We start from the raw sequence: 23,152 nt of genomic DNA on the forward strand, positions 1-23,152 counted from the left end.
GGTCAAAGGGCGGTGGCGAGGCCGAAGGCGATCAGGAGGACGGCCGGGAGTGCCGGACCCGGCCAGGACCGCCATGTCAGCGGCCCGCCGCTCACCGGCATGGCGCGCCAGCGGGTCAGCGCCGCGGCGGCGCCCGCCGCCAGGACGCCCGCGCCGAGCGCCCAGACGAGCGGCGGGACGAACGACCAGCCACCGGTCCCGTACGCCAGCCAGAGGAACAGGACCGCCCACAGGAACCGGCCCGTCACCGACAGGCGATCCAGCGTGGGATTGCGGAACGCGGAGACCAGCAGGCCGAGGCCCGCGAAGGAGAACAGGAGCGCGAACGCCAGCGACTGGACCGGCGGCCCTTCGTCGCCCCCGGGCGTGCCGACGCCGAGCAGGCGCAGGCCGATGCCCTGGACCGGCTTGCTGGTGTTGCCCATGACCACCACGCCGCGCCCGCTCGCCCTGTCGAAGGCCGCGTATGTGCTGAAACCGCCGGTCGCGCCGTTGTGCCAGGTGATGTCGCGCTCGCCGTGCCGGGTGGTGAACCAGCCGTAGCCGATCCGGCGGTCCGGCTTCTCGGTGAAGCGCGGGGTCGCGGCGTCCGCGCCGGGAGCCGTGCCGTCCATGACGGCCTTGACCAGCTTGGCGATGTCGCCGCTGGTGGACCAGACGGCGCCGCCCGCGCCCGCCGAGCCGTGGTCCCGCCACGGATCCATGGGCCGCCCGTTCTCGTCCTGGCCGGTGGCGTGCCCGGCGGGCAGCGGGTCCTGCGGGGCCAGGACCACGGTCGAGTCCATGCCGAGCGGGGTGAGGATCCGGGCGCGCAGCAGGCTCTCGTAGTCGGTGCCCGCGTGCTCGGCCAGCGCCAGGCCGAGCACGGCCGCGCCGAGGTTGGAGTAGCGCACCGTGCCACGTACCGGGCCGCGCTCCTGCGCGCTGACGGCCGCCAGGTCGTCCAGCACCGACTGCGGGCCCTGCGCGCCGTACGGATCGCCGCCGGTGAGGGTCGCGACGTACGACCGGGCGAACGTCATCGGCGTCATCCGCAGCCGGGGCAGGCCCGACCGGTGCGAGGAGAGCTCGGCCAGGGTGATCGCGCCCACGGCCGGGTCGGAGAACTTCACTCGCGGCAGCAGCTCGCGGAGCGGGGTGTCGGGGGACAGGCCGTCGGCGGCCAGGTCGGCCAGCAACATCCCGGTCGTCGCTTTGGAGATGGAGCCCAGCTCGTAGGCCGTCTCGGGGCCCACGGGCCGGGGATCGGGCCCGCCGCCGTCGCCGACGCCCGCGTGCGTGATGCGGCCGTCGTCGATCACGGCCACCGACAGGCCGCGGTATCCCTTCGCCCCGGCCGCCTGCCGTACCCGCTCGGCCAGCGCTGGGTCGCCGGTCGTCCAGGGACCCAGCGTGGGCGGGGTGGGGGCGATGAACAGGGCGAGGAGGGCGGTGATCAGGCCGGACAGCAGGGCGAGGACCTTCATATTTCCGATAATACGTAATTTCGGAGTTGGTTGAGCGTCTCTGGCCATGCTCGGAGACCTGCCCCGGCACCTGCCCTGAAACGGCGAAGGGCGCGTCCCCGAAGGAACGCGCCCCTTACCGTGAGAAACGGTCAGACAGGACTACCAGTCGCCGCCGCCGAAGTCTCCACCACCGAAGTCGCCGCCGCCCCAGTCGCCGCCGCCGCCGCCGAAGTCGCCGCCGCCGCCGAAGTCACCGGCGCCCATGTCGCCGCCGTAGCCGCCGCCGAAGCCGCCCATCATGCCGCCCATCATCATGCTGCCCATCATGGTGCCGATGAACATGCCGGTCATGACGTCGCCGAAGCCGCCGTAGTAGCCGTAGGCGTACGGCTGGTAGGCGGGGCCCGCGTCGTAGTAGGGACGGCGCTCGCCGTTGACCATGACCTCGCGCATCTGCGGGTCGAAGCCACGCTCCACGGCCTCGGCGTCGGCCGAGCAGGCGGGCACGTCACGCGCCACGCCACCCTGCGGCGCCCAGCGCACGTTGCGCACCGACGGGCCGTGCTGCGGGTTGAAGAAGCAGGGCGCGAGCCGCTCGGGCACCGGCTGCTTGTTGACCCTGGCCTTCACCACGGCCAGGGAGTAGCGGCCGTCCTCCAGCGTCCCGGTCACCTCGCGCACCTGGTCGGCCCGCTCGACCGCGTTGAGCTGCGTCTTGGCCTTCTCGTAGGCGTCGAGGGCCTTCTGCCACTCGTCGATGTGCCGGCCACCCTCGCCTTCGAGCATGACGTCGGTGTCGAGCGCGGTGATCTCCTCACCGAACTTGGTGACGTCCTCCTCGACGGTCTGCTTGACCGCGGCCAGGTCCTTGGCGTCCTGGATGGCCTGCTTCTTCTTCCTGTTACGGGAGTAGAGGAAGTAGCCGCCACCGCCGGCCAGCGCGAGCACGCCCAGCGTCACCAGGATGCCGGTGCCGCCGCCGCTGCCGCCCACCGGGCCGGAGTCGAGCGCGGAGCGGGTGCGGCCCTCGGCCATGTAGTTGACCCGCTTGATGAAGTCGTCCATGCCCGCCACGACGTTGTCGTTGTTGCGCACGGAGAGCTTGGAGAGCTGGTCGGTCATGCCGGGGCGGCCGAAGTTGGACGTCGCGAACATGGACGGACCGTCGAGCACCACCAGGGTCCACTGGCCACCGGACGAGGCGGCCTTCGCCTCCTGGAGCTCGGTGCCGACACCGCGGACATAGGTCGCCGGGTCGGTCACCGTGCCGTCAGGCAGCGCGGCCACATAGATGTCGCTCTTGGACGCCTTGAGCGCATCCCGGATCTGCGACTGATCGTCCGAGCTCAGGGTGGAGCCGGGTGCCACAAAGAGAGGGTCCTTCTTGTCCTTGAAATGGGACACCACGGACTCAGCGTCCGGGGGTGCCGCCGCGTTGGCGGCAGGGGAAAGCGCAAGGATGACGAGTAGACCGGCGATCAGAGCCGCTACTGCGGCCCCTGCTCGGCGCAGCGGATGTCTCATTGGCAGCAAGCCTCCTTCGCCCATGAGGACGAACGGGCGGTCGGCAAAGTTCCTCACTGCGCACGTTACCCGTCCCGGGCCGTCCAGGCGCGCGGCGTCTCGGGGATCCTGACGCCGCCGTCGTCGGGACCCCGGAACCTTTGCCGTCGATCTGGCCCGGCATGGACGTGTCAGGCGTCCGTGACCTCACGATGTGCCGGGCTTTCTCGGACTGTGTCAGGCGTCCGTGATCTCAGGGCGTGCCGGGCCTCTCGGGCTGTGTCAGGCGTCCTTGATCTCACAGATCGTGGCGCCGGAGGTGACGGTCTGCCCGACGGCCGCGTCGAGCCCGGTGATGGTGCCCGACTTGTGGGCGGCCAGCGGCTGCTCCATCTTCATGGCCTCCAGCACGACGACCGTGTCACCCTCGGCCACCGTGTCGCCGTCGCCGGCGACGACCTTGACGATGGTGCCCTGCATGGGGGTGACCAGCGAGTCGCCGCTCGCGGCGGTCTTCTTCGCACCGCCCTTGGCACGCCGGGGTTTGTTCGCCGAGGGCGTAGCCGTGGCCGTGCCGAGACCGGCCGGCAGCACCACCTCCAGGCGCCTGCCGCCCACCTCGACCGTGATCCTCTCCCGCGCCTCGGGCCCGTGACCGGACACTGCCGCCTGCACGTCACCGGAGTAGGGCTCGATGGTGTTGTCGAACTCGGTCTCGATCCACCGGGTGTGGACGGCGAACGGCTCGGCGGTGAAGGCCGGGTCCGACACGACCGCGCGGTGGAACGGCAGCACGGTCGGCATGCCGTCGATCTCGAACTCGGCCAGCGCCCGGCGCGCGCGCTCCAGCGCCTCCCGCCGGGTCCGGCCCGTCACGATCAGCTTGGCCACCAGCGAGTCGAACGTCTGCGGCACCGTCATCCCGGCTTCGTAACCGGCGTCGAGCCGCACGCCGGGGCCCGACGGCGGGCGCATCACGGTGAGCGTGCCGGGCGCGGGCAGGAAGCCCCGGCCGGCGTCCTCGGCGTTGATCCGGAACTCGATCGAGTGGCCGCGCGTCTCCGGGTCGCCGTAGCCGAGCGCCTCGCCGTCCGCGATCCTGAACATCTCGCGCACCAGGTCGATCCCGGTGACCTCCTCCGACACCGGGTGCTCGACCTGCAGGCGGGTGTTGACCTCCAGGAAGGAGATCGTGCCGTCCTGACCGACGAGGAACTCGCAGGTGCCCGCGCCGACGTAGCCGGCCTCGCGCAGGATCGCCTTGGAGCTGTCGTAGAGGATGTCGAGCTGTTCCTGGGACAGGAAGGGGGCGGGCGCCTCCTCCACCAGCTTCTGGTGGCGGCGCTGCAGCGAGCAGTCGCGGGTGCTGACCACGACCACGTCGCCGTGCCGGTCGGCCAGGCACTGGGTCTCGACGTGGCGCGGCCGGTCGAGATAGCGCTCCACGAAGCACTCGCCCCGGCCGAAGGCGGCCACGGCCTCGCGCACGGCGGAGTCGTACAGCTCGGCGACCTCGTGGAGCTCGCGCGCCACCTTGATGCCGCGCCCGCCGCCGCCGTAAGCCGCCTTGATGGCGATCGGCAGCCCGTGCTCCTCGGCGAAGGCGACCACCTCGGCGGCTCCGGAGACCGGGTCCTTGGTGCCCGCGACCAGCGGCGCTCCCACCTTCTGGGCGATGTGCCTGGCCCGCACCTTGTCACCGAGCGCGGCGATGGCGGCGGGCGGCGGCCCTATCCAGGTCAGGCCCGCGTCGATGACGGCCTGCGCGAAGCTCGCGTTCTCGGCCAGGAAGCCGTAGCCGGGGTGCACGGCGTCCGCGCCGGAGCGCTCGGCGATCCGCAGCAGCTTGGCGATGTCGAGATAGGTCTCAGCGGGGGACTGCCCGTCCAGGGAGTAGGCCTCGTCGGCCACTCTGACGTGCAGGGAGTCCAGGTCCTGGTCGGCGTAGACGGCCACGCTGGTGATTCCGGTGTCCTGGCACGCGCGGGCCACCCGCACGGCGATCTCTCCACGGTTGGCGATCAATACCTTCTGCACCGGCGTCCGTCCTTCCTCGGCGAGCACTCAACGGAGTGTAAGTGCTGGCTTTCGCCTGCGATTCAGCGGCCCAGGCAGGCGTGTGCACCGGAAGACCATAGCCGCTCGGCATTAACGGAGGCGATGGACAAGTGGCGCGTTTAGTGTGAGGGCGCTTTCACGTCGATCCAGGAGGTACGCATGAGTCAGAGCATGCTCGGTGGCGATCCCGGAGAAATGCAGGCCATGGCCGCCCAGTTCACCCAGCAGTCGGAGGCCGTGCGCGCCACGGTGGCGGCGCTGGACCGCGAGGCGTCCAAGGTCGGCACTGCCTGGACCGGCCCGGGGGCGGTGAAGTTCCAGGGCGCCTGGCAGAACTACCGGACCGCTTTCTCGCGCATGTCCGAAGAGCTCACCGAGGCCGCACGCGTCATCAACACCTACAAAGGCAACATCGAGTCCGCGACCCGCTGACTCTCCCGCGAAGCCCCGGTCCGGGCCGGGGCTTCCGTGTGACCGGTACTACGCTGTTCCGGCATGATCAGTCATGCCTTCCTGGCAGGCCTGCTGGGGCTGCAACTCCCGCTCGCACCCGCGATCGCTCCTGAGAAGTGTCAGCCGCCCCGGGGCAGCATGCAGGTCGGCGAGTCGTGGGCACAGCAGCGGCTCGACCCCAAGCGCGTCTGGTCGCTGTCGACCGGCGCGGGCGTGTCGGTGGCGATCATCGACAGCGGCGTCGACCTGACCCATCCGCAGCTCCGCGTGGCGGGCAAGGCCGATCTCACCCGCACCGGCATCCGTGACTGCATCGGGCACGGGACCGCCGTGGCGGGCATCATCGGCGGCAGATACCTCAAGGGCGTGCCGTTCTACGGCATGGCGCCGGAGGCCAGGCTGCTGGTCTACAAGCAGACCAACTCCGAGCGCGACGGCGACCCGGACCTGCTGGTGCGGGCCATCAAGTCCGCCGCCGACGAGGGCGCCAAGGTCATCAACGTGTCGGTGTCGACCTCCGACCAGCCGGCGCTGCGGGAGGCCGTGGCGTACGCGATGGCCAAGGACGCGCTGATCGTGGCCGCGGCAGGCAACATCAAGAAGGAGGACGGCACCCCCATCCCCGACTACCCCGCCTCCTACGAAGGGGTGCTGGCGGTGGGCGCGGCCGGGCCGAACGGCCGCCTGTCCACCTTCTCCAACGACAAGACGCCCGTCGCCGTGCTCGGCCCCGGGCAGGGGATCACCTCCACCTGGCCGGGCCGCTCCTACTTCAAGGAGCTCAGGGGCACCAGTTACGCCGCCCCCTACGTGGCCGGGGTGGCCGCGCTCGTGCGGGCCCGCTTCCCGTCCCTGGACCAGGCCCAGGTCCTGCGGCGCATCGTCGACACCGCCGACGCCGCCGCGAGCGGGGGGAAGGAGGGGATGGTCAACCCGATGCTCGCGGTCAGCGCGATCCTGCCGTTCGAGCCGGCCAACGCCCCCGTGGTCGCGCCGCCTCCGGTCAGCCCGCTCCCGGCGAGCGCGGTGACCCTGGCGCCGCCCGTGGATCACGACGGGATCCGGCTGGCGATGATCATCGCGGGGTGCGGGCTGGGTCTGGCGCTGCTCGTGGCGGTCGCCCGCGCGGTGATCCCCATGGGACGGCGCCGGGGATGGCGGGCCGGCCGTAACGACTGAAATCAGACCCACTCACGCCTCACTGCGTCCGCGAGGAAACAGAACAGTGAAGTGTCGGATTCAACCGGGAAACTCCCGTGGCTTATGTGACAGATCTGGTTGAATGTGACTGATTATTGCTTTCTGTGGAGAGGTTTGGCATGCACCCCTTGCGGCCTGGGGATCCGGAGCGGATCGGCGACTTCGGGATTGTCGGCCTACTCGCGGAGGGGCCGCGTGGAGACATCTTCCTGGGGCGCGAATCGGACGACGCGCCCGTCCGCGCCATCAAGCTGCTCCCGCCCGACCCCGACCGCGCCGCCGACGCGCCGGTCCCGCAGCTGGACGCCCAGCGGATCTCCAGCTCCTACGTGGCCAGGGTGGTCGACGCCGGATATCTGGGCGACCGGCCGTACGTCGTCCGCGAGCACGTCGAGGGCAAGAGCCTGGCCGAGGTGGTGGCGGACGACGGCCCGCTGAGCGGGGACGCGCTCGAACGGGTGGCGGTCGGCGTGCTCACCGCCCTCTCGGCGATCCACCTCACGGGCCTGTCGCACCGGGCGCTCACCCCGCACAACGTCATCCTCGGCGCCGACGGCCCCCGCGTGACCGACGCCGCGATCGGCGACCCCGTCGGCGGGGTCGCCTTCCAGGCTCCCGAGCAGCTCCACGGCCTTCAGTACGGCCCGTACGCGGACGTCTTCGCCTGGGCTGCCACGATCACCTTCGCGGGCACCGGCAAGGCACCGTTCGCCGACCGGGACGCGGTGCTGAACGGCGAGCCCGAGGTGGACGTCGAGGCCGAGCCGATGCGCGGCGTGCTGCTGTCGGCGCTGGCCAAGGAGACCTCGCAGCGGCCCACCGTCTACAGCGCCCTCATGCAGGTGCTCGGCGACACGGGCCCGGCCGCGCCGCCGCCGGCCGCCGCCCAGACGGTCATCGAGGGCGTGCCCATCCAGGGCGGGCCTCCGCAGGGCTTCCTCGGCGACCGTCCCGCCCTGGCGGCCCCGGTCCCCGACGCGATCGGCCCGGCGCCGATGGTGCCACCCCAGAGCTCCTGGACCCAGGGCCCGCCCATGTTGCAGGGCCCGCCCATGCATGGCCCCCCACCCCAGGGCTCGCCCATGCAGGGCCCACCGGCTCAAGGCCCGCCTGTGCAGGTTGGCCCGCCCATGTTGCAGGGCCCGCCTGTGCAGGGCCCGCCTGTGCAGGGCCCGCCTGTGCAGGGCCCGCCTGTGCAGGGCCCGCCTGTGCAGGGCCCGCCCATGTTGCAGGGGCCTCCCCTGCAAGGGCCGCTCGTCGAGGGAGCGCCTCTGCAGGGACCGGCCATACCGCCCATGCAGGGGCCGGCCGTACAGGGGCCGCCGATGCAGGGGATGGCGGTGCCGCAGCAGCCGGAGGAGCCGATGTGGGGGCCGCCGGATCCCGGCCGGCAGCAGCAGCAACACCAGGAACAGCAGCAGCCGCCGTACCAGATCCGCCTTGAGGCGATGCCGGACAAGCAGTCCGCGCAGAAGCCGCGCCGGGGCTTCCCCGTGGCGCTGATCGCCGGGGTGGGCGTGGTCGCGCTGCTGTCCGGCGTGGGCCTGTGGGGCGCCAGTGAGTACGTCCAGTTCCAGCAGGTCAACACCGCCTCGGTGGCGAAGGCGGGAGTGGGGGCGGACAAGGAGTCGGCCTCGGCCGAGGTGACCCTCGACCCGCAGGACTCCGTCCCGATGGGCGAGACCCCGCAGACCGAGGTCACCCCGCCCTGGGCCGCCACGACGTCCCCGGACGAGTCCGGTGTGGGCCCTCTGGTGTTGCCCACCGAGTGGCCGTCGGACTCGCCCACGGGGCAGATACCGGATCTGACCAGCGCGCCCACCACCCCGGCGGCGATCCCCACGCAGCCGGTCGTGGTGCCCCAGCCGACGGTCACCAAGACGGCCAGCAGGCAGCCGACCGCTACCGAGCGGCCGCGTAAGCCCGCCGCTACCGTCACCAAGACAGTGCAGCCCACCAAGACACCGGCGCAGCCGACCCCGACGAAGACGGAGGTCAAGCCGCAGCCGGTTCCCAAGACGACCGCGCCTCCTTTGACGCAGATGAAGAACCCCTACAAGCCCGTGCAGGTGTGCGGCTCCGGTTTCCGCATCCAGCGTGCCCAGCCGTTCGTCGGCGGCGTGACGTACCAGCTGTGGAACGACCGCGCCGGCCAGAACTGCGTGGTCACCATGAAGAACACGCACGTGGGTGAGAGGACGCCGGTGAGTGCCACGCTGGAGGTGCAGGGCGGCAGCAGCAAGACCGACAGGGGCAGCTACGAGTTCTACGCGGGACCGGTCAAGCTGCCCGCCAGGGGCAAGTGCGTGCGCTTCTCGGGCAGTGTCGGCCCCGTCAGCACCAGCGCCGGATGGGCCAGCTGCGGCAGCTGACGGCAGCTGATCGGCGAGCCCGGTCCGGGCTCGCCGATCAGTATCCGATGTAGCCGCCGTTGCCGTTGTTGAGGCCCGGCACGTTGGAGACCGAGCCGTAGCGGCTGATGGCGTAGCGCACTCCGGCGATGATGTTGTCCACCGGGTCGTAGATGTCGTCGTGCCCGGGCAGCTTGTAGCTGTCGAAGGTCGGGTCGATGGTCTGCATCAGCCCCTTGGAGGGCGTGCCGGCGGCGGCGTTGGAGTCCTCGAGGTTGATCGCGTACGGGTCGTTCGTGGACTCGTGCAGGATGATCGCGGCGATGTCGGCCGGGTTCATCTTCGAGTCCGGTACGCCGTGCTGTCTCAGGATCTCCATGGCCTGCTCGATCCACTCCTTGACCTGCCCGGTGGCCGCGGGCCTGCTGCCTGCCGGGGGCGGGCCGCTGGGGCCGAGGCCGGCGTCGGAGCCGCCGGATGTGGCGCCATTGCCGCTGTGGCTCTGCGACGAGGTGCGGCCATCCTGCTGATAATCGGGATCGCGCTCCCAGTCGAGCTTCCTGCCCTTCGCGGGCGTGAACTGCTGGGTGGACACCTCGGGAATCGCGCGGAAGAGCAGCTCGCGATCGTCGAGGAACCCGTTGATGTCCGTCTTCGCCTTGGTCACGGCCTTGTCGGCGGCGTCCACATGCGGCTGGGCGTCCTTGATCGCCTGGTTGACCAGCTTGGTCAGCCCTGGCCGGATGTCCTCCTCGGTGGCGTCGGGGTCGCCGGCCAGGAACCGGGTCCGGTAGGAGGCCGCGCTGCCGGCCAGGTCCCGGCTGATGGCGCCGATGTCGGTCCGGGCCGAGCGCAGCGCGGTGGCGGCGGCGTCGAGCGAGGCGGCGGAGTTGGCCAGGGCCGCCTTCAGGTGCCCGGCTGCGGTGCCGTACTTGCGCATGTAGGTGTCGAACTGGTCCGCCGAGCGGCCCTGCCAGGCCTCGTCCACCCCGGTGACGGCGAAGCTCAGCGCCCCGGCGAACTCGCCGATGTCGCTCGCCAGGATCCGCCAGGCCGTCGCGATGCCGTCGATCTTTCCCGGGTCGCCGGTGACCTTCTTCAGCATCGCGTCGAGCTTCTCGCCGCCCGGCAGGTGGGCAACGCTCACGAGGTCGCCTTGTGGGCCGCGCGGATGTTCTCCTCCACGCTGCTCATGCCGTGTTCAGCCCCGGCGAGCTTCCTGCGGGCCTCGTCCATCTCCCTGAACACGGTGGTCCAGACGGTGTCGGCCGTCCCGGCCAAGGTGCCCGAGTCGGTCAGGTCGCCGAAGGCGTCGGCGCTGACCGGGGCGCGGTTGTTGCGCAACTCGTCCCCCTCGTCGTAGGTGAGCTTGCCGGGATTGCCCTCGCGCAGCGTGTCCTTGTACTGGCCGGCGGCCGTGCGGATGGCCGTTCGGCACTTGTCCAGCGCCGAGAGGTGAATGTCAAGGTCCGCCATGGCAGCCGTCTCCTTTCATGATCACTGCTCTTCCGTGGCGTCCAGGAACGCCGTCTGCATGAGGCGAGCGCCGTAGCGCCGGTCGACGAGATGGCCACGGCCGGGTGGCAGGGGCTGGGGGCGGACGTTGCCGAACAGGTAGCCCTCGTCCTTGTTGCCCGACATGAGCAACGCCGGGCTGGCCATGTCCTTGAGGCGCTGGATGACCGGGTCGTACATGGCACGGCCCGCGCCGCCCATCTGCCGCGTCAGCACCACGTGCAGGCCGATGTCGCGCGCCTGCGGGAGCAGGTCGACGAGCGGCAGCAGCGGGTTGGACGAGGTCGCGACCAGGTCGTAGTCGTCGACGAAGATGTACAGGTCCGACCCCTGCCACCAGCTGCGGTCGCGGAGCTGCTGCGGGGTCAGGTCCGCCGGGGGCAGGCGGCCCAGCATCGCCCCCTTGACGTCGTTGATCAGCTCGGTGGCGGCCGAGCTGGAGGCGGCGTAACCGATGCGGTGCTCGGTCGCCGCCGAGTCGAGCAGCGACCTGCGGTAGTCGATCACGATCATCATGGCCTCGCTCGGCTGCTTCCTGCGCACCAGCCCTTCGGCGATGAGCCGCAGCACGTTCGACTTGCCGCTCTCGTTCTCGCCGAACACCACGAAGTGCGGGTCGGCGTCGAAGTCGAGCGACACGGGCGACAGCGTGGCCTCGTCGATGCCGATCGGGATCCGCTCCTCGTCGGCGGGCAGCGCGGAGACCCGCAGCACGGCGGGCAGCAGCCGCACCGGCGGGGCCACAGGCCCCTTCCAGGACTCCCGTACGGCCTGCACCAGCCCCCGGACTCCGGGGCCCAGGTTCGAGGAGTCCTGCACCCCGTCGATGCGCGGCAGCGCCGACAGGAAGTGGAACCCGTCCTTCGTCAGCCCGCGCCCCGGGCTCCCCTCGGGCACCGCCTGCGCCTTCTTCCTGCTGACCTCCGACTCGTAGGCGTCGCCGAGCTTGAGCTCGACCTTGGTGCCGAACAGGTCCCGGATGCCCGGCCTGAACTCCGACCACTTGTTGGTGGAGGCGATCACGTGGATGCCGTAGCCGAGCCCGCGCGCGGCGATGTCGGTGACGATCGGTTCGAGCGAGTCGAACTCCTGGCGCAGCGTCAGCCAGCCGTCCACGATGAGGAAGACGTCGCCCCAGCCGTCGCCCTCGATCTCGCCGTCCTGGATCAGCCGCCGGTAGGACACGATCGACTCGATGCCGTGCTCGCTGAAGTCGCGCTCGCGCTGCTCCAGGATCCCGCTGATCTCGGCGACCGTACGGCGCACCCGGTCGCCGTCGAGGCGGGCCGCCACGCCGCCCACGTGCGGCAGTCCCTCCAGGGAGGCGAGCGCGCCGCCGCCGAAGTCGAGACAGTAGAACTGGACCTCGCGCGGGGTGTGCGTGAGGGCCATGCTCGTCACCAGCGTCCGCACCACGGTGCTCTTGCCGCTCTGCGTGCCGCCCGCCAGGCCCACATGACCCGCGGCGCCCGACATGTCCAGCCAGAAGGGGTCACGGCGCTGCTCGAAGGGCTTGTCGATGATGCCGACGACCGCGTGCAGCTTGCCCCGGCCGGGCCAGCCCGTCGTGGACAGGCCGTGCTCGGGGGTGACCGAGAGCGGCGGCAGCAGGTGGGCCAGCGTGGGCGGCTGGGCCAGCGGCGGCAGCCAGATGCGGTGGGCGGCGGGGCCGTGCCCGGCGAGCCGGCCGACCACCACGTCGAGCAGGCTACGCTGGTTGCCGCCGGCGGGCTCGTCGTCGGACTCCGCGTTCAGCTGGACGGGCGTGGTGACCTCGGGCAGCGGCATGTAGCCGGGGCCGTACTCGACGACCTCCCGGATCGGCGCCTTGCCGTCCACCACGGCCACCTGGGAGGCGTCGCCGTGGTGCGCCGCCGAGACGTAGGCGGCCTTGAACCGCGTCATGCCGGTGGTGTCGAACTTGAGATAGCCGTTGCCCGGCGCGGAGGGCAGCTCGTAGGCGTCGGCGACGCCGAGGACGACCCGGCTCTCCATGGCGGAGAACGTACGCAGGCCGATCCGGTAGGACAGATGGGTGTCGAGCCCGCGCAGCCGGCCCTCCTCCAGCCGCTGGGAGGCCAGCAGCAGGTGCACGCCGAGCGAGCGGCCCAGCCGGCCGATCATCACGAACAGGTCGACGAACTCCGGCTTGGCCGTCAGCAGCTCGCTGAACTCGTCGAGCACGAGGAACAGCGTCGGCATCGGCCGCAGGTCGGCGCCCTGCTCACGGGCCCGCTCGTAGTCGCGCAGCGACGCGAAGTTGCCCGCGGCGCGCAGCAGCTCCTGCCGGCGCACCATCTCCCCGTGCAGCGCGTCGTGCATGCGGTCGACCAGGGGGAGCTCGTCCTCCAGGTTGGTGATCACGGCGGAGACGTGCGAGAGGGTCTCCAGGCCGAGGAAGGTCGCGCCGCCCTTGAAGTCGACGAGGACGAAGTTGAGGATCTCCGACGAGTGGGTGATGGCGAGGCCGAGCACCATGGTGCGCAGCAGCTCGGACTTGCCGGAGCCGGTCGCGCCGATGACCAGCCCGTGCGGGCCCATGCCGCCCTGCGCGGACTCCTTGATGTCGAGCTCGACCACCCGCCCGTCGCTGCCGAGACCGATCGGCACCCGCAGCCTGTTGCGGCCCGCCCTGGGCTGCCAGGTCATCGCGGGGTGCAGCAGCGCCGGGTCGCCGACGCCGAGCAGGTCGGTCAGCGTGGTGTTGGCGCCCAGCAGGTCCTGCGCCTCGCCGCCGGAGCCGGTCGAGGACCGCAGCGGCGCGAGCTGCCTGGCCAGGCCCTCCGCCCGCGCGTAGTCGAGCGAGTCGGGATCGCCGAGCCGGTTCGTCGACCGCTTGCCCGCATGGTCGATCTTCACCATGTGGAACCCGTCCGGCTCGATGTCGAGCCTGAGGGTGCTGCCCTCCTCGACGGGTCCGGTCGCCTCCGACAGGTCGATGACCGTGACGCCCTGGATGGCGTCCGTGCCCAGCTGGGAGTCGTGCGGTACGTGCCCGCCGTCCACGATCACGACGTGGTACGGCAGCGCGTCCGAGGCCGTTCCCGGCCGGAACCGGGCCCGTTCCTTCAGCTCGTCGCCCATGAGCTGGTCGAGCTGGGCCATGTTCTCCGCCATCAGCCGCACCTGACCGGCCGCGTCGGCCTCCTCGGGGTGCAGCGCGTGCGGCAGCCACTTCACCCAGTCCCAGTGCGGCATCCACTCCTTGCTCGCGCACACCATGATCCGCATGTCGTCGGGGGAGTGGAAGGTGACGAGCTGCGCGATCATGGCCCTGGTCAGGTCGCGCACCGCTCGCGGGTCGCCGCCGAGGTGGATCCGGGCGAAGGAGTCGAGCGCGACCGCCACCGGCAGCCCGGCCACGGTGGAGTGGGTCCTGACGAACCTGCGCAGCGCACCCGCCGTCAGCGCGTCGAGGTCCTCGACGGGCTTGGAGTCCGGCGGGATGAGCTGGACGGCCAGCTTCTGCACGCCCGTGCCGAGCCGTACCGTGCCGAAGTCGTCGTCGCGGGGGCGGCGCTCCCACAGGCGCGGGCCCATCGCGACCCACCAGAGCGTGTCGGGGGCGGGCCCGCTCCACTCCAGGGCCTCGCGCTGCTGGATCGCGGCCTTACGGATCTTCCGGCGGATCTGGGAGAGATAGCGGAAGTAGTCGCGGCGCAGGCCGTTGAGCCGGTTCTTGCGCTCACCCGAGTTGCGGCCCACCTGGCCGAGCGTCATGCCGAGCATGGACACGGCGAACAGGCCGCTGGCCACGTACATGATCGGGTTGGAGTTGCCGTTGGCGGTGAACATCAGCCCCATGGCGGCCCCGCCCGCCAGCATGGGCAAGTACATGAGAATGCCACTGAGCCCCGCGGGCTGAACCTCGGGGATCTCCGGCGGAGACTCCAGCAGGATCTCCCCGCGCGGTGGCTGGGGACTGGGGCGGCGTTCGGGGCGCCTGACGACGACAATGCTCACTGGTGAGACAACCCTCCTGACACCTGAAACACTTTCTTACCAGAAGCACCGTCCCTATATGTTCGGCATGTCGGATTTAACCAGTAAGCCCCTGGAGTATGTCCGTGACCTCGCTCGCCCATCAGCACCTCCAGCAGCCCCAGCAGCGGCCGCCGCAGCGGCAACCGCAGCAGGCCCCGCCGCCGGCGTTGCCGCCGCTGTGCCATGTGACGATCGTCGCCCCGCGTCGCCGGGCGGATCTGGCCCTGCCCGCCGACATCCCGCTGCCGCACGTCCTGCCCGGACTGCTGCGCGCGGTCGGTGAGGCGGGCGGCGACTCGGCGAGCGCGCCCGGCTGGGTGCTCCAGCGGCTGGGCGGCGCGCCCTTCGACCTCGGCCAGACGCTCGCCGCCCTCGGCGTGCTCGACGGCGAGGTGCTGTACCTGCGGCCGCGCGAGTTCACCCTGCCGCCCGCGCTGTACGACGATGTGGCCGACGTGGTGGCCACCGGGGTGAAGGACAGCTCCAGCAAGTGGGAGCCGCGCCACACCAGGCTCCTGGGCGCGGGCGCGGCGGCCGTCATCCTCGCCCTCGGCGTCCCCGCCCTCGTCCTCGCGGGCGGCCCGCCGCTGGGCCTGACCGTGGTCGCGGGCATGCTGGCGGTCCTGCTGATCGGGGTCAGCGCCGCCCTGTCCAGGGCGGTCGGCGACTCCGCCGCGGGCGCGCTGATCGGCTACGCCGCGCTCCCGTACGCCTTCGTCGCCGGTCTGTACGGTCTGGCGAGCGGATCCAGCGTGGCCGGGCTCGGCGCCCCCCATCTGCTGGCCGCGCTGGTCTGCACCGCGCTGGTGGCCACGATCGGCGGCAGCGTGGTCGCCGACGGGGTGGCGGGCTTCCTCGGCACGGCCATCGCGACGGTGGTGGGCGCGCTCGCCGCGGCCGTGGTCATGGTCTCCGGCGTGCCCGCGGCGGGTGCGGCGGCCATGGCCGCCACGATCCTGATGTCGCTCAGCCCGCTGATTCCCTCACTGTCCTTCAGGATCGCCCGGGTGCCGCTGCCCACCCTGCCGACCAACGCCGAGGAGCTGCGCGCCGACAACCAGCGGCTGGACAGCGACGGCGTCCTCGGCCGCACCGCCCAGGCCAGGCGCTACGCCACCGGCATGGTCGTCGGCATCGCGCTGACCGTCATCGGGGCGCTGGTCTACCTGGTCGGCACGCCGGGCTGGATGGCCACCTCCATGGCCGTCGTGCTCTGCCTGACGCTGCTGCTGCGCGCCCGCGTCTTCCACGGCCTGGGCCAGCGGCTCTGGCTGCTGTGCGGCGGTCTCGGCGGGCTGGTGGCGGTGGGCGTCTCGATGAGCGCGGGCGCGGGCACGGTGGCCGCCGCCGCGGTGGTGATGGGCCTGCTCTGGCTGGCCCTGCTGGTCGTCGGGCTCGGCCTGTGGCTGCCGTCCGGGCGCCTGTCGCCGTTCTGGGGGCGGGCCGGCGACCTGGTGGACATCGTGCTGCTGATCGCGCTCTTCCCGCTGGCCCTCGGCGTGCTGGAGGTCTACACGTGGATCCGGGGCCTGTCAGGTTAGAAATCGATATTCTCGTCGGAAATATGGCTAGGGGAGTGTGCGGATGATCGAGCGGGAGTTCGGGGCGATGGACCTCGACAGGGTCCTCAAGAACGCGGACGCGCAGATGGCTCGCATCGGCGACCTCCGGGAGGTGCTCACCGAGCTCGTCGGCCGGGCGGCCGACCGGGACGGCCTGGTCCAGGTCGAGATGGGCAACGCCGGCCTGCGCAGTCTCCAGCTCCATCCCAAGGCCATGCGCCGCACCTCCGGCGAGCTGGCCGAGCTCATCCAGGCCGTCATCGCCGAGGCAGCGGACGACCTGCGGCGCAAGGTGACCGAGTCGATGCAGGAGCTGTTCGGCGACGAGAACCCGATGCGCTTCGCCGACGACCCCGACGGGCCCATGGCCCAGGTCCGGGAGGCGGAAGCCGCCTACAACCGGACCTTCGACGACCTCATGGGCGAGCTCGACCAGATCCGCAACCGTATGGAGCGCTGAGGGGCCGGTCAGCCGATCGTGTGCGGGCCGACCTCCTGCGCCGGGGACCAGAGGTCCCCTTCGGGGTCGTAGTACTCGCGGGTGCGCTCCTCGCCCTCGTTGGAGCCCGCGCCCATGCCGCCGGGCGGGTATCCCATGAAGCCGTTGCCGGCGGCGGCCGGCCCGCCTCGCAGCACCGCGGGGCTCGCCGCCGAGGCCGGGGTGCCGGCGCCGTACCAGGTGCCGCCGGTCGGCCCGCCGGGGGTCGAAAACGGGTTGGTGGTGGTGAACGGCGTCTGAGCGGTGGGCGTGTAGGCGGTCGTGGGGATGCTGGTGTGCGGGTTCGCGGGCGTCGTGGTGGTGGTCGTCGGGGGCGTGGTCGTGGTGGTGGCGTCGGCGAGCTGGGTTCCCCGGTCCTCGCCGCCGATCACCGCGGGGACCTCCCGCTCGCCGCCGTCCTGGTTCGGGCCGGGCTGCTGCTGTTCCGGCTGCTGCTGGGGGATGTCGCTGCCGGGCCGGTCGGTCGAGGACGGGTCGTCGTCGGACCCGTCGACCGGGTCGCGCCCGCCCTGGTCCTGCTCGCGGCCCGGCGTATCGTCCTCGGGACCGCCCGGCCGGTCGCCGGGACCCGGAGTGTCGTCGCCCGGCCGTCCCGAGCCGGAGGAGTCCTCGGAGCCGGAGGAGCCGGTGTAATCGGAGTAGTCGCCGCCCGGGCCGCCGCCCGTGCCGTCGCTCCAGTACCTGGTCGTGCCGTAGGGCACCTTCGTGCCGGAGCCGGGGTCGAGCTGCGGCGCCCGCTCGGTGTTCACGTCCATCGGGGTGATGTTCGGCATCTTGAAGGCCAGCCCGTCGGCGATCTGGCTGTTCAGGTCGTAGATCACCACGTTGAGCTCTTCGAGCCGCTTCCTGGCCTGCGCGTCCGAGTCGATGATCGGGCCGGTCAGTCCGTTCGGGCCGTACGCGCTGATCACCGGCGGCGCGGTCACGCCGTTCCCGCCGGGGAGGTCGATACCGCCGTTCGCGAAGGTGGGCATGGGCTTGATCAGGGGCGCGGGGGGCAGGTCGGCCACCATCGTGCGGTAGCGCCTGACCTCGCCGGCGTACTTGGTCAGCGGCTCGCCGGTCTGCTTCATGGCCTGGCCGAGCGCGCCCGCGCTGGCGTGCAGCAGCCGCAGTGCCTTCAGCGCGTTGGCGGCGTCGCCGCCGCGCCACACGGCGGCGAGGTCCTCGGCGGCCTTCATGACCGCGCCCTGGACCCCGCCCTTGCCCCCGGCGTCACCCTGTACCAGCTTGGCGGCTTCGACATAGCTCCGCCCGGCGCGCTCGATCGCGTCCGGGTCGGCGCTGTTCAGGTACTCGAGGACGGTCTCCCGGCTCGTGCCCTGGGGCGGTGTGACGCTGCCGAGGTAGACGTACAGCTTGATCGGCTTCCAGTTTTCAGCCATTTTCCGTCACCCTCGCCGATTCTCACGCACTGCTGTCCGCGTGACCCTTCTCATAATTACTGACGGCCTTCTCCACCGCGTCCGCCCACTTCTCGACGTGGTCCAGCAGCTCGTAGTAGCTGCCTCCGAACACTTCGTAGGCTTGCGCGGTGTTTCCGCCGAAGAAGCGGGCCACTTCCCACTTGCCCGTCTCCTGGGACCCGATGTTGCCCGTTCCGGCCACTTCGGCGACCGTGCCGGGCCCGCTCCAGGTGGCGCTCATCGAGGCGGGCGCGCTGCCGCGCAGCGTGCCCAGCTCTTTGCGCAGGCGGGAGATGACCTCTCTGACGCCCGCGTGGTCGATGTCCGGCCCCAGGCCGTCGTCCCCGCCGAGGCCGGGGAAGTTCTTGGGGAGGTCCAACTCCGGGACGGGCGTGCCCATGCCGCTGTCATCTGGACGGCTCATGCCCTGCCTTTCGATTCACCGCTGATGTAGGGGCCCGTCGTGGGCTCCTCACTCCTGAAGTAGTCCTCGTCCTCCAGGAGGAACGTGCTCCGCTCCTGCTCGCTCTGCTGCTGAGCGCCACCGGCGCCGCCGGGAGGGATCATGAACGGGGAACCGCCGCCGCCCGAGGCGCGCAGGAGGGCGGCGCTCGCCCCTCCGGCCGCTCCTCCGGAGGCCGCGCCGAAGCCCGACCCGCCGTACGGGCTACCGATGCCCGTCGTGGGCGAGCCTGGGCCGGTCGTGACGCCGGTCGGGTTGCCGGATGGGTAGCCGGTGGGCTGGCCGCCGGTGAAGGACGAGTCGGGGAGCCCGGCCAGCGCGGTCGGGCTGCCGACGCCGGTGTCCGGGATCGTGCCGTTGGGCGCGTCGGGCACCTTTACGCCGGGGACCGTCGTTCCGTTGGGATTCGTGGAGTTCGGCCCGCCTCCGGGGAGGCCTGAGCCGTTCGTCCCGGACCCGTCGCCGCCAGATCCGTCGCCGCCGGTCCCGTCGGTCCCGCCGGGGCCGTCCGTGCCGCCGGGGAAGGCGATGGACAGACCGGTGTCATCGAAGCCGGGGATCTGGTGGCGGCCGGGGTCGAGCATGCCGTCCTGGTTCGGGACGTACAGGCCGTCAGGCAGGCCGCTCCCTGGGGCGTACGACTGGGGCAGACCTCCGGGCAGGCCGCCGGCGGGGAGCGTTCCCTGGTTGAAGGGGGTGACAGGAAGTCTCGGGCTCAGGACGTCGAACTGGGGGATGTCGGTCCTGAGCGCCGCGGGGAACGCCTGGTTGTTGGCCTTGGTGGCCTCGCTCAGCAGCCTGATGTGCTCCGCGGCGAGGTTCCTGTCCTGCTCCTCCTTGGAGTCGCCGAACATGTTCATGAACGGGCCGTCGGAGAAGGCGGAGGTGATGCCGCCGGCCACGGTGCCCACGACCGCGCCGATCACCGCGCCCGGCCCGGCGCCCACGCCGCCGACGAAGAATCCGACCCCGGCGCCCACGCCGAGGCCGGCCATGCCGCCCTGGTAGGCGCCCTCCAGGATCGAGACGTCCCGGTCCGGGGACTCGGGGAGGTTCTCGCCCCTGAAGGTCGCCAGTGTGTGGGCCTGGAGGAGCAGCGCGGGGGCGACTCCCGTCGGGTTGGCCACGCACTGGGTGGCGTCCGCCGGCTGGTCGTTGATCGTGGTGGACATCGTGGCGGCGGAGTCGCGCAGCCTGCGCAGCTGGGTCTTGACGACCTTGGCGTCCTCGCCCTCAGTCCAGTGCTCGTTCAGCGCCCGCAGATGCAGGTCGAGCACGCCGACCAGATGGTCGAGGCGCTGCTTGGCGGTGAGCAGCTCGGTGGCGGCGGCGCGCACCAGCTCCGGCTTGTTCTTGGCCAGCGTCTCCCGCAGCTGGTCGAGCGACAGCACCCCGTCGAAGTCGGTGCTGGCGATCTCCGCCCTGATCGGCGCCTGGTTCTCGGCCATCAGACCTGCCTGCTGCCTTCCCCGGCTCCCTCGGCGTCGTCGTAATTGCGCAACGCCTGCTTGAGCAGCTCGATGACGTTCTCCACCTGTACGCCGATGTTGCCGTAGGAGCCGGTGACCGCGGTGACGGCCGCGCGCGTGCTCTGCTGGTAGCCCATGGCGGCAGGCCAGAGCCCGCCCAGCGCCTCGTAGTCGGCGCTCAGCTGCCCGGCCGGTCCCGACTGGGTGAGGACCGGCTGCACCTCGCCGCCCGAGCTGTCGGGGCGCAGCAGCGCCAGCGCCTCTTCCAGATCGGTCTTGGCCGCCTTGATCGCTCTCCTGCTGAGATCCACGCCACGATCGCTGCCCATGTTTCCCCTCTGGTGTCAGACCCCGGCGGTGCCGCCCCTGGGCCCGTTCTAGCGGCCGTCGAAGATCTGGGAGTTGACCCTCTCGACCTGCTGCATGTTCATGCTGGTGATGTTGATGTTCGTCTTGAGCAGCTGGACGAACTGCGACATGTCCCTGGCCTCGCGGTTCCAGAGCTCCCGGACCTCGGTGAAGACCGTCTTGGACTGGCCTTCCCAGATCGCGCTCTTGGCCATGAGGTCCCGCTCGAGTGTCTCCAGCGTCTCCACCAGGCCGTTGTGGGCCTGGGCGAAGGCGTCCTCGCCCTGGCCGAGACCCGAGAAGTTGACCTTTGTACGATCGAAGATGTCATCCGCGGCCATCTGCGGCCTCCAGTCTGGCTAGAAGGGTCTTAGAGCGGCTTGGCGCTGATGAGCTGGGCGATGTGGTTCATCGCCTCGGTCCGCTCCTGGTTGAAGGCGGCGTAGTTCTTGCCGCTCGTCCCGATGCTCTCCGCCAGGCGGTGCAGGCTGGCGAGGATCACGTCCATCCGCTCGTGCCACTTGACGTGGACGGCGTGGAAGGCGGCCTCGGACTGACCCACCCAGCTCGTCTTGAGGGTGGCTCCAGCGGTGTCGAGATTCCGCTGGATGGTACGCAACTTGGTAGCGGCGTCCTCGATCAGGGCGATTGCGGCCTTGAGATCGGATTCGCTTACTTGAGTCTGCGGCTCGGCGCCCACAGATCTCCCTCCCTTGCTGCTCGGCTGACACGGGGCATTCATCCGGTGTCGGGGCCCCGACGTCACATTAGTGAACTATCGCCCCAAGGGTTGCACATTTACCCCTTATTCTCCCAGTCCTATTGGGTGACATCTGAGAGGCTGGCGTAGCGTATGTGAGCGATGCGACAAGGGGGGCCAGTGTCCAACTCATCCTCGTCTACCGATGATCCCTTCGCCGGGCTCGGCGCCACCGTGCCGAGACTCCACCCGAGGGACAACGACCCCGAGTTCGACATGAAGTACTCGAGCGTCAGGAACCTAGGGTCCAACGTGGGCGGTTACGGCCAGGACCTGTCGCTGATGAGCGACAAGACCAGGGCCATCGACATGCACGCGCTGACCTTCGGCGTGGTCGGCGGCGGGCTCAACGTCGCGCACCGCTCGGTGCGTGACGGCGCGGCGGACGCGCTGACCCAGGGCACGAAGGTGCTCGAGTCCTGGAAGAAGGCCCTGTCCGACGCGGCCGACAACACCGAAAAGGCCGAGCTGTACAGCAAGGCGCCCGACAAGGGCGGCCCGAAGCCTCCGAAGATCCCCGGGGGAGGCATCGGCGGCATGAAGCCGCCGGGCGGGCTTCCCGGAGCCGGTGACCTGGGCGGGATCGGCAAGGGCGGCCCTGGTCTGGGAGGCCCGGGGGACCTCGACATCCCGAAGCCCGGTGACGTCGACATCCCGAAGCCCGGTGACATCGACGTGCCGAAGCCCGGTGACGTCGACATCCCGAAGCCCGGCGACGTCGACGTGCCGAAGCCCGGTGACGTCGACATCCCGAAGCCCGGCGACGTCGACGTGCCGAAGCCCGGTGACATCGACCAGCCGAACCTTGACCAGATCAAGCAGCCGGACCTCGACAAGATCGGCCAGCCGGACCTGAAGACTCCCGATCTGGGGGCGGTGAAGCCGCCCGACGGCACCGATCTGGCGGGCGTCGATCCACGACTGAACACCCCGGCCATGCCGCAGGTGCCCATCCCCGACAGCACGACGGTCGATCCGCGCAGCTCCATGCCCCGTACGGGCGTCACCCTGCCGGACGGGGGCGTCGGCGGCGCGTCGTCCGGCACCGGGGCCCAGGGCGCCGCCGGGCAGGGCAACCTCTCCAAGGCGCTGAACAGCGGCATGCCGCTCTACCCCATGGGCGGCGGAGCGGGAGCCGGTGCGGGCGGCCAGGAGCAGGACCGCGACCGTGGCGCCCACCTGGCCGAGGACGAGGGAGTCTGGGGCGGGGACGAGGACATAGCGCCGTCGGTGCTCGGCAGAGAGGTTTAGAGAAGTCATGGCACACGAAGGCGATTTCGAGCTCTTCCTCGGCGCGGTGGCGACCGCGACGGCGGCCGCGGTCATCTTGCCGTACGCCTCGCCGATCGTCGGGCTGATGGGCCTGCTGGTCGCGGACCCGGCCGAGCAGGATCGGGCGGCCGACCAGTGGCTCAACACCACCCCGATCGACGCGGGCGCGAAGCCCGGCCCGGTGGGGCAGACGGCCACGCAGGAGTGGCGACCGCCGATGGCCGCCCCGGCCTCGTCCCAAGGCGTGCACGCCACCGGGGCCAGCGACCTGACCTACCTGCGCGGCGAGCTGAAGCGGCTGAGCAGGGAGATCGGCAGCAACAAGGACTGGGCCGGCCGGGGCTACACCTCCTTCCTGGAGAAGGTGGACGTGCTCGACGGGCACCTGGCCACGCTGGACAGCAACAGGATGAACACCGGCAGCACGCTCAAAGCCTCGGCCCAGGGCACCCACGCGCTGGTGCTGTGCTGCGTGGCCATCGCGGCCGTCCTGACGACGCTGGCCGCCTACGTCACGATGCTGCGCGCCACGGCGACCCTGGCGCTCGCCGGCGAGGCGCAGGCCATCGGCGTCGTGGAGAGCCTGCACATCACGGCGAAGGCGATCTTCACCAATCACTGGAAGCTGGTCCTGAAGGCCAGCGTGATCCTGGGTGTGGCGGCCGTCGCCTACAACCAGTTCACCCAGGACCTGCCCGGTCTGGAGGCGGTGTCGGGGACCGCGCCGAACCTCATGGAGGCCAGCGCCATCTGGAATCCCGCCACGTTGGACGTCGTCGACGATCCGCAGTCCCAGTTCGACGCCGGCAAGCTGGACGACTCCTTCATGCCGGAGTTCGGCTTCTAGCGCCCGCCCGCCCG

At 71.0% G+C, this 23,152-nt stretch carries 19 protein-coding genes; 7 read left to right on the plus strand and 12 right to left on the minus strand.

Features of this window, described 5'->3' with window-relative positions:
• Nucleotides 1-2: 2 nt before the first annotated feature.
• The 3 genes from ACTMTF_RS18945 to ACTMTF_RS18955 form a co-directional block, all read right to left on the minus strand.
• Complete coding sequence (locus ACTMTF_RS18945; RefSeq protein WP_441111871.1) at nucleotides 3-1,466, minus strand: serine hydrolase domain-containing protein; 1,464 nt, start codon at nucleotides 1,464-1,466, stop codon at nucleotides 3-5.
• A 141-nt stretch (nucleotides 1,467-1,607) separates the two neighbouring features.
• Nucleotides 1,608-2,855, minus strand: a complete 1,248-nt coding sequence (locus ACTMTF_RS18950; protein WP_397008249.1) for a hypothetical protein — start codon at nucleotides 2,853-2,855, stop codon at nucleotides 1,608-1,610.
• Between the two features lie 378 nt (nucleotides 2,856-3,233).
• Nucleotides 3,234-4,988: an acetyl/propionyl/methylcrotonyl-CoA carboxylase subunit alpha gene (locus ACTMTF_RS18955; protein ID WP_441112140.1), complete on the minus strand. Its 1,755-nt coding sequence runs from the start codon at nucleotides 4,986-4,988 to the stop codon at nucleotides 3,234-3,236.
• A gap of 180 nt (nucleotides 4,989-5,168) precedes the next feature.
• Between ACTMTF_RS18955 and ACTMTF_RS18960 the strand changes: the two genes are divergently transcribed.
• The 3 genes from ACTMTF_RS18960 (at nucleotide 5,169) to ACTMTF_RS18970 (ending at nucleotide 9,034) form a co-directional block, all read left to right on the plus strand.
• Entirely contained in the window at nucleotides 5,169-5,441 is a 273-nt protein-coding gene (locus ACTMTF_RS18960) for a WXG100 family type VII secretion target (protein ID WP_441111872.1), read from the plus strand.
• A 63-nt stretch (nucleotides 5,442-5,504) separates the two neighbouring features.
• On the plus strand, nucleotides 5,505-6,641 hold the full coding sequence (locus ACTMTF_RS18965; protein ID WP_441111873.1) for a S8 family serine peptidase: 1,137 nt from the start codon (nucleotides 5,505-5,507) through the stop codon (nucleotides 6,639-6,641).
• Between the two features lie 140 nt (nucleotides 6,642-6,781).
• Nucleotides 6,782-9,034, plus strand: a complete 2,253-nt coding sequence (locus tag ACTMTF_RS18970; RefSeq protein WP_441111874.1) for a protein kinase domain-containing protein — start codon at nucleotides 6,782-6,784, stop codon at nucleotides 9,032-9,034.
• A 37-nt stretch (nucleotides 9,035-9,071) separates the two neighbouring features.
• On the opposite strand, the gene ACTMTF_RS18975 is transcribed toward ACTMTF_RS18970, so the two are convergent.
• The 3 genes from ACTMTF_RS18975 to eccCa are packed head-to-tail and all read right to left on the minus strand — an operon-like array spanning nucleotide 9,072 to nucleotide 14,491.
• A complete protein-coding gene (locus ACTMTF_RS18975) occupies nucleotides 9,072-10,160 on the minus strand; it encodes a transglycosylase SLT domain-containing protein (RefSeq protein ID WP_441111875.1) in 1,089 nt (362 codons plus the stop codon).
• Complete coding sequence (locus tag ACTMTF_RS18980; RefSeq protein ID WP_441111876.1) at nucleotides 10,157-10,489, minus strand: hypothetical protein; 333 nt, start codon at nucleotides 10,487-10,489, stop codon at nucleotides 10,157-10,159. Before ACTMTF_RS18980 ends, ACTMTF_RS18975 begins: the two co-directional genes overlap by 4 nt.
• Nucleotides 10,490-10,510: 21 nt before the next feature.
• A complete protein-coding gene (eccCa, locus tag ACTMTF_RS18985; RefSeq protein WP_441111877.1) occupies nucleotides 10,511-14,491 on the minus strand; it encodes a type VII secretion protein EccCa in 3,981 nt (1,326 codons plus the stop codon).
• A gap of 104 nt (nucleotides 14,492-14,595) precedes the next feature.
• On the opposite strand from eccCa, the gene eccD reads away from it, so the two are divergent.
• Together eccD and ACTMTF_RS18995 are read left to right on the plus strand one after the other, a co-directional pair.
• Nucleotides 14,596-16,053 (plus strand): type VII secretion integral membrane protein EccD, encoded by a 1,458-nt coding sequence (eccD, locus tag ACTMTF_RS18990; protein WP_441111878.1) that lies wholly within the window; start codon nucleotides 14,596-14,598, stop codon nucleotides 16,051-16,053.
• Nucleotides 16,054-16,096: 43 nt separating this feature from the next.
• On the plus strand, nucleotides 16,097-16,534 hold the full coding sequence (locus tag ACTMTF_RS18995) for a YbaB/EbfC family nucleoid-associated protein (protein WP_441111879.1): 438 nt from the start codon (nucleotides 16,097-16,099) through the stop codon (nucleotides 16,532-16,534).
• Nucleotides 16,535-16,542: 8 nt separating this feature from the next.
• Here the strand turns inward: ACTMTF_RS18995 and ACTMTF_RS19000 are convergent, their stop codons facing one another.
• From ACTMTF_RS19000 to ACTMTF_RS19025, 6 genes are read right to left on the minus strand one after another with little or no spacing between them, the layout of a single operon-like run.
• Nucleotides 16,543-17,958, minus strand: a complete 1,416-nt coding sequence (locus ACTMTF_RS19000; RefSeq protein WP_441111880.1) for a hypothetical protein — start codon at nucleotides 17,956-17,958, stop codon at nucleotides 16,543-16,545.
• Between the two features lie 22 nt (nucleotides 17,959-17,980).
• Nucleotides 17,981-18,403, minus strand: coding sequence for a hypothetical protein (locus ACTMTF_RS19005; protein WP_397008262.1), 423 nt, complete (start codon nucleotides 18,401-18,403; stop codon nucleotides 17,981-17,983).
• A complete protein-coding gene (locus ACTMTF_RS19010; protein WP_441111881.1) occupies nucleotides 18,400-19,890 on the minus strand; it encodes a WXG100 family type VII secretion target in 1,491 nt (496 codons plus the stop codon). Before ACTMTF_RS19010 ends, ACTMTF_RS19005 begins: the two co-directional genes overlap by 4 nt.
• Complete coding sequence (locus tag ACTMTF_RS19015) at nucleotides 19,890-20,240, minus strand: hypothetical protein (protein ID WP_397008264.1); 351 nt, start codon at nucleotides 20,238-20,240, stop codon at nucleotides 19,890-19,892. The genes ACTMTF_RS19010 and ACTMTF_RS19015 overlap by 1 nt, the downstream gene beginning before the upstream one ends.
• Before the next feature lie 48 nt (nucleotides 20,241-20,288).
• Complete coding sequence (locus ACTMTF_RS19020; protein WP_397008266.1) at nucleotides 20,289-20,600, minus strand: WXG100 family type VII secretion target; 312 nt, start codon at nucleotides 20,598-20,600, stop codon at nucleotides 20,289-20,291.
• A gap of 29 nt (nucleotides 20,601-20,629) precedes the next feature.
• Nucleotides 20,630-20,959, minus strand: a complete 330-nt coding sequence (locus ACTMTF_RS19025; protein WP_397008268.1) for a WXG100 family type VII secretion target — start codon at nucleotides 20,957-20,959, stop codon at nucleotides 20,630-20,632.
• A gap of 180 nt (nucleotides 20,960-21,139) precedes the next feature.
• Here ACTMTF_RS19025 and ACTMTF_RS19030 point away from each other — a divergent pair, with 180 nt between their 5' ends.
• Nucleotides 21,140-22,270, plus strand: a complete 1,131-nt coding sequence (locus ACTMTF_RS19030) for a hypothetical protein (RefSeq protein ID WP_441111882.1) — start codon at nucleotides 21,140-21,142, stop codon at nucleotides 22,268-22,270.
• Nucleotides 22,271-22,277: 7 nt separating this feature from the next.
• The gene (locus tag ACTMTF_RS19035; protein ID WP_441111883.1) at nucleotides 22,278-23,138 is read left to right on the plus strand and encodes a hypothetical protein; all 861 of its coding nucleotides are present in this window, start codon (nucleotides 22,278-22,280) and stop codon (nucleotides 23,136-23,138) included.
• The last annotated feature ends 14 nt before the right edge of the window (nucleotides 23,139-23,152 follow it).

Origin of the sequence: Nonomuraea sp. ZG12, assembly GCF_052068115.1 — a bacterium.
GTDB lineage: Bacteria > Actinomycetota > Actinomycetes > Streptosporangiales > Streptosporangiaceae > Nonomuraea.

Bases quoted from the DNA above. Each gene is read 5' to 3' on its own strand.
- ACTMTF_RS18945 (WP_441111871.1), bottom strand. From the start codon at position 1,466: ATGAAGGTCCTCGCCCTGCTGTCCGGCCTGATCACCGCCCTCCTCGCC.
- ACTMTF_RS18960 (WP_441111872.1), top strand. From the start codon at position 5,169: ATGAGTCAGAGCATGCTCGGTGGCGATCCCGGAGAAATGCAGGCCATG.
- ACTMTF_RS18965 (WP_441111873.1), top strand. From the start codon at position 5,505: ATGATCAGTCATGCCTTCCTGGCAGGCCTGCTGGGGCTGCAACTCCCG.
- ACTMTF_RS18970 (WP_441111874.1), top strand. From the start codon at position 6,782: ATGCACCCCTTGCGGCCTGGGGATCCGGAGCGGATCGGCGACTTCGGG.
- ACTMTF_RS18980 (WP_441111876.1), bottom strand. From the start codon at position 10,489: ATGGCGGACCTTGACATTCACCTCTCGGCGCTGGACAAGTGCCGAACG.
- ACTMTF_RS18995 (WP_441111879.1), top strand. From the start codon at position 16,097: ATGATCGAGCGGGAGTTCGGGGCGATGGACCTCGACAGGGTCCTCAAG.
- ACTMTF_RS19000 (WP_441111880.1), bottom strand. From the start codon at position 17,958: ATGGCTGAAAACTGGAAGCCGATCAAGCTGTACGTCTACCTCGGCAGC.
- ACTMTF_RS19005 (WP_397008262.1), bottom strand. From the start codon at position 18,403: ATGAGCCGTCCAGATGACAGCGGCATGGGCACGCCCGTCCCGGAGTTG.
- ACTMTF_RS19010 (WP_441111881.1), bottom strand. From the start codon at position 19,890: ATGGCCGAGAACCAGGCGCCGATCAGGGCGGAGATCGCCAGCACCGAC.
- ACTMTF_RS19015 (WP_397008264.1), bottom strand. From the start codon at position 20,240: ATGGGCAGCGATCGTGGCGTGGATCTCAGCAGGAGAGCGATCAAGGCG.
- ACTMTF_RS19020 (WP_397008266.1), bottom strand. From the start codon at position 20,600: ATGGCCGCGGATGACATCTTCGATCGTACAAAGGTCAACTTCTCGGGT.
- ACTMTF_RS19035 (WP_441111883.1), top strand. From the start codon at position 22,278: ATGGCACACGAAGGCGATTTCGAGCTCTTCCTCGGCGCGGTGGCGACC.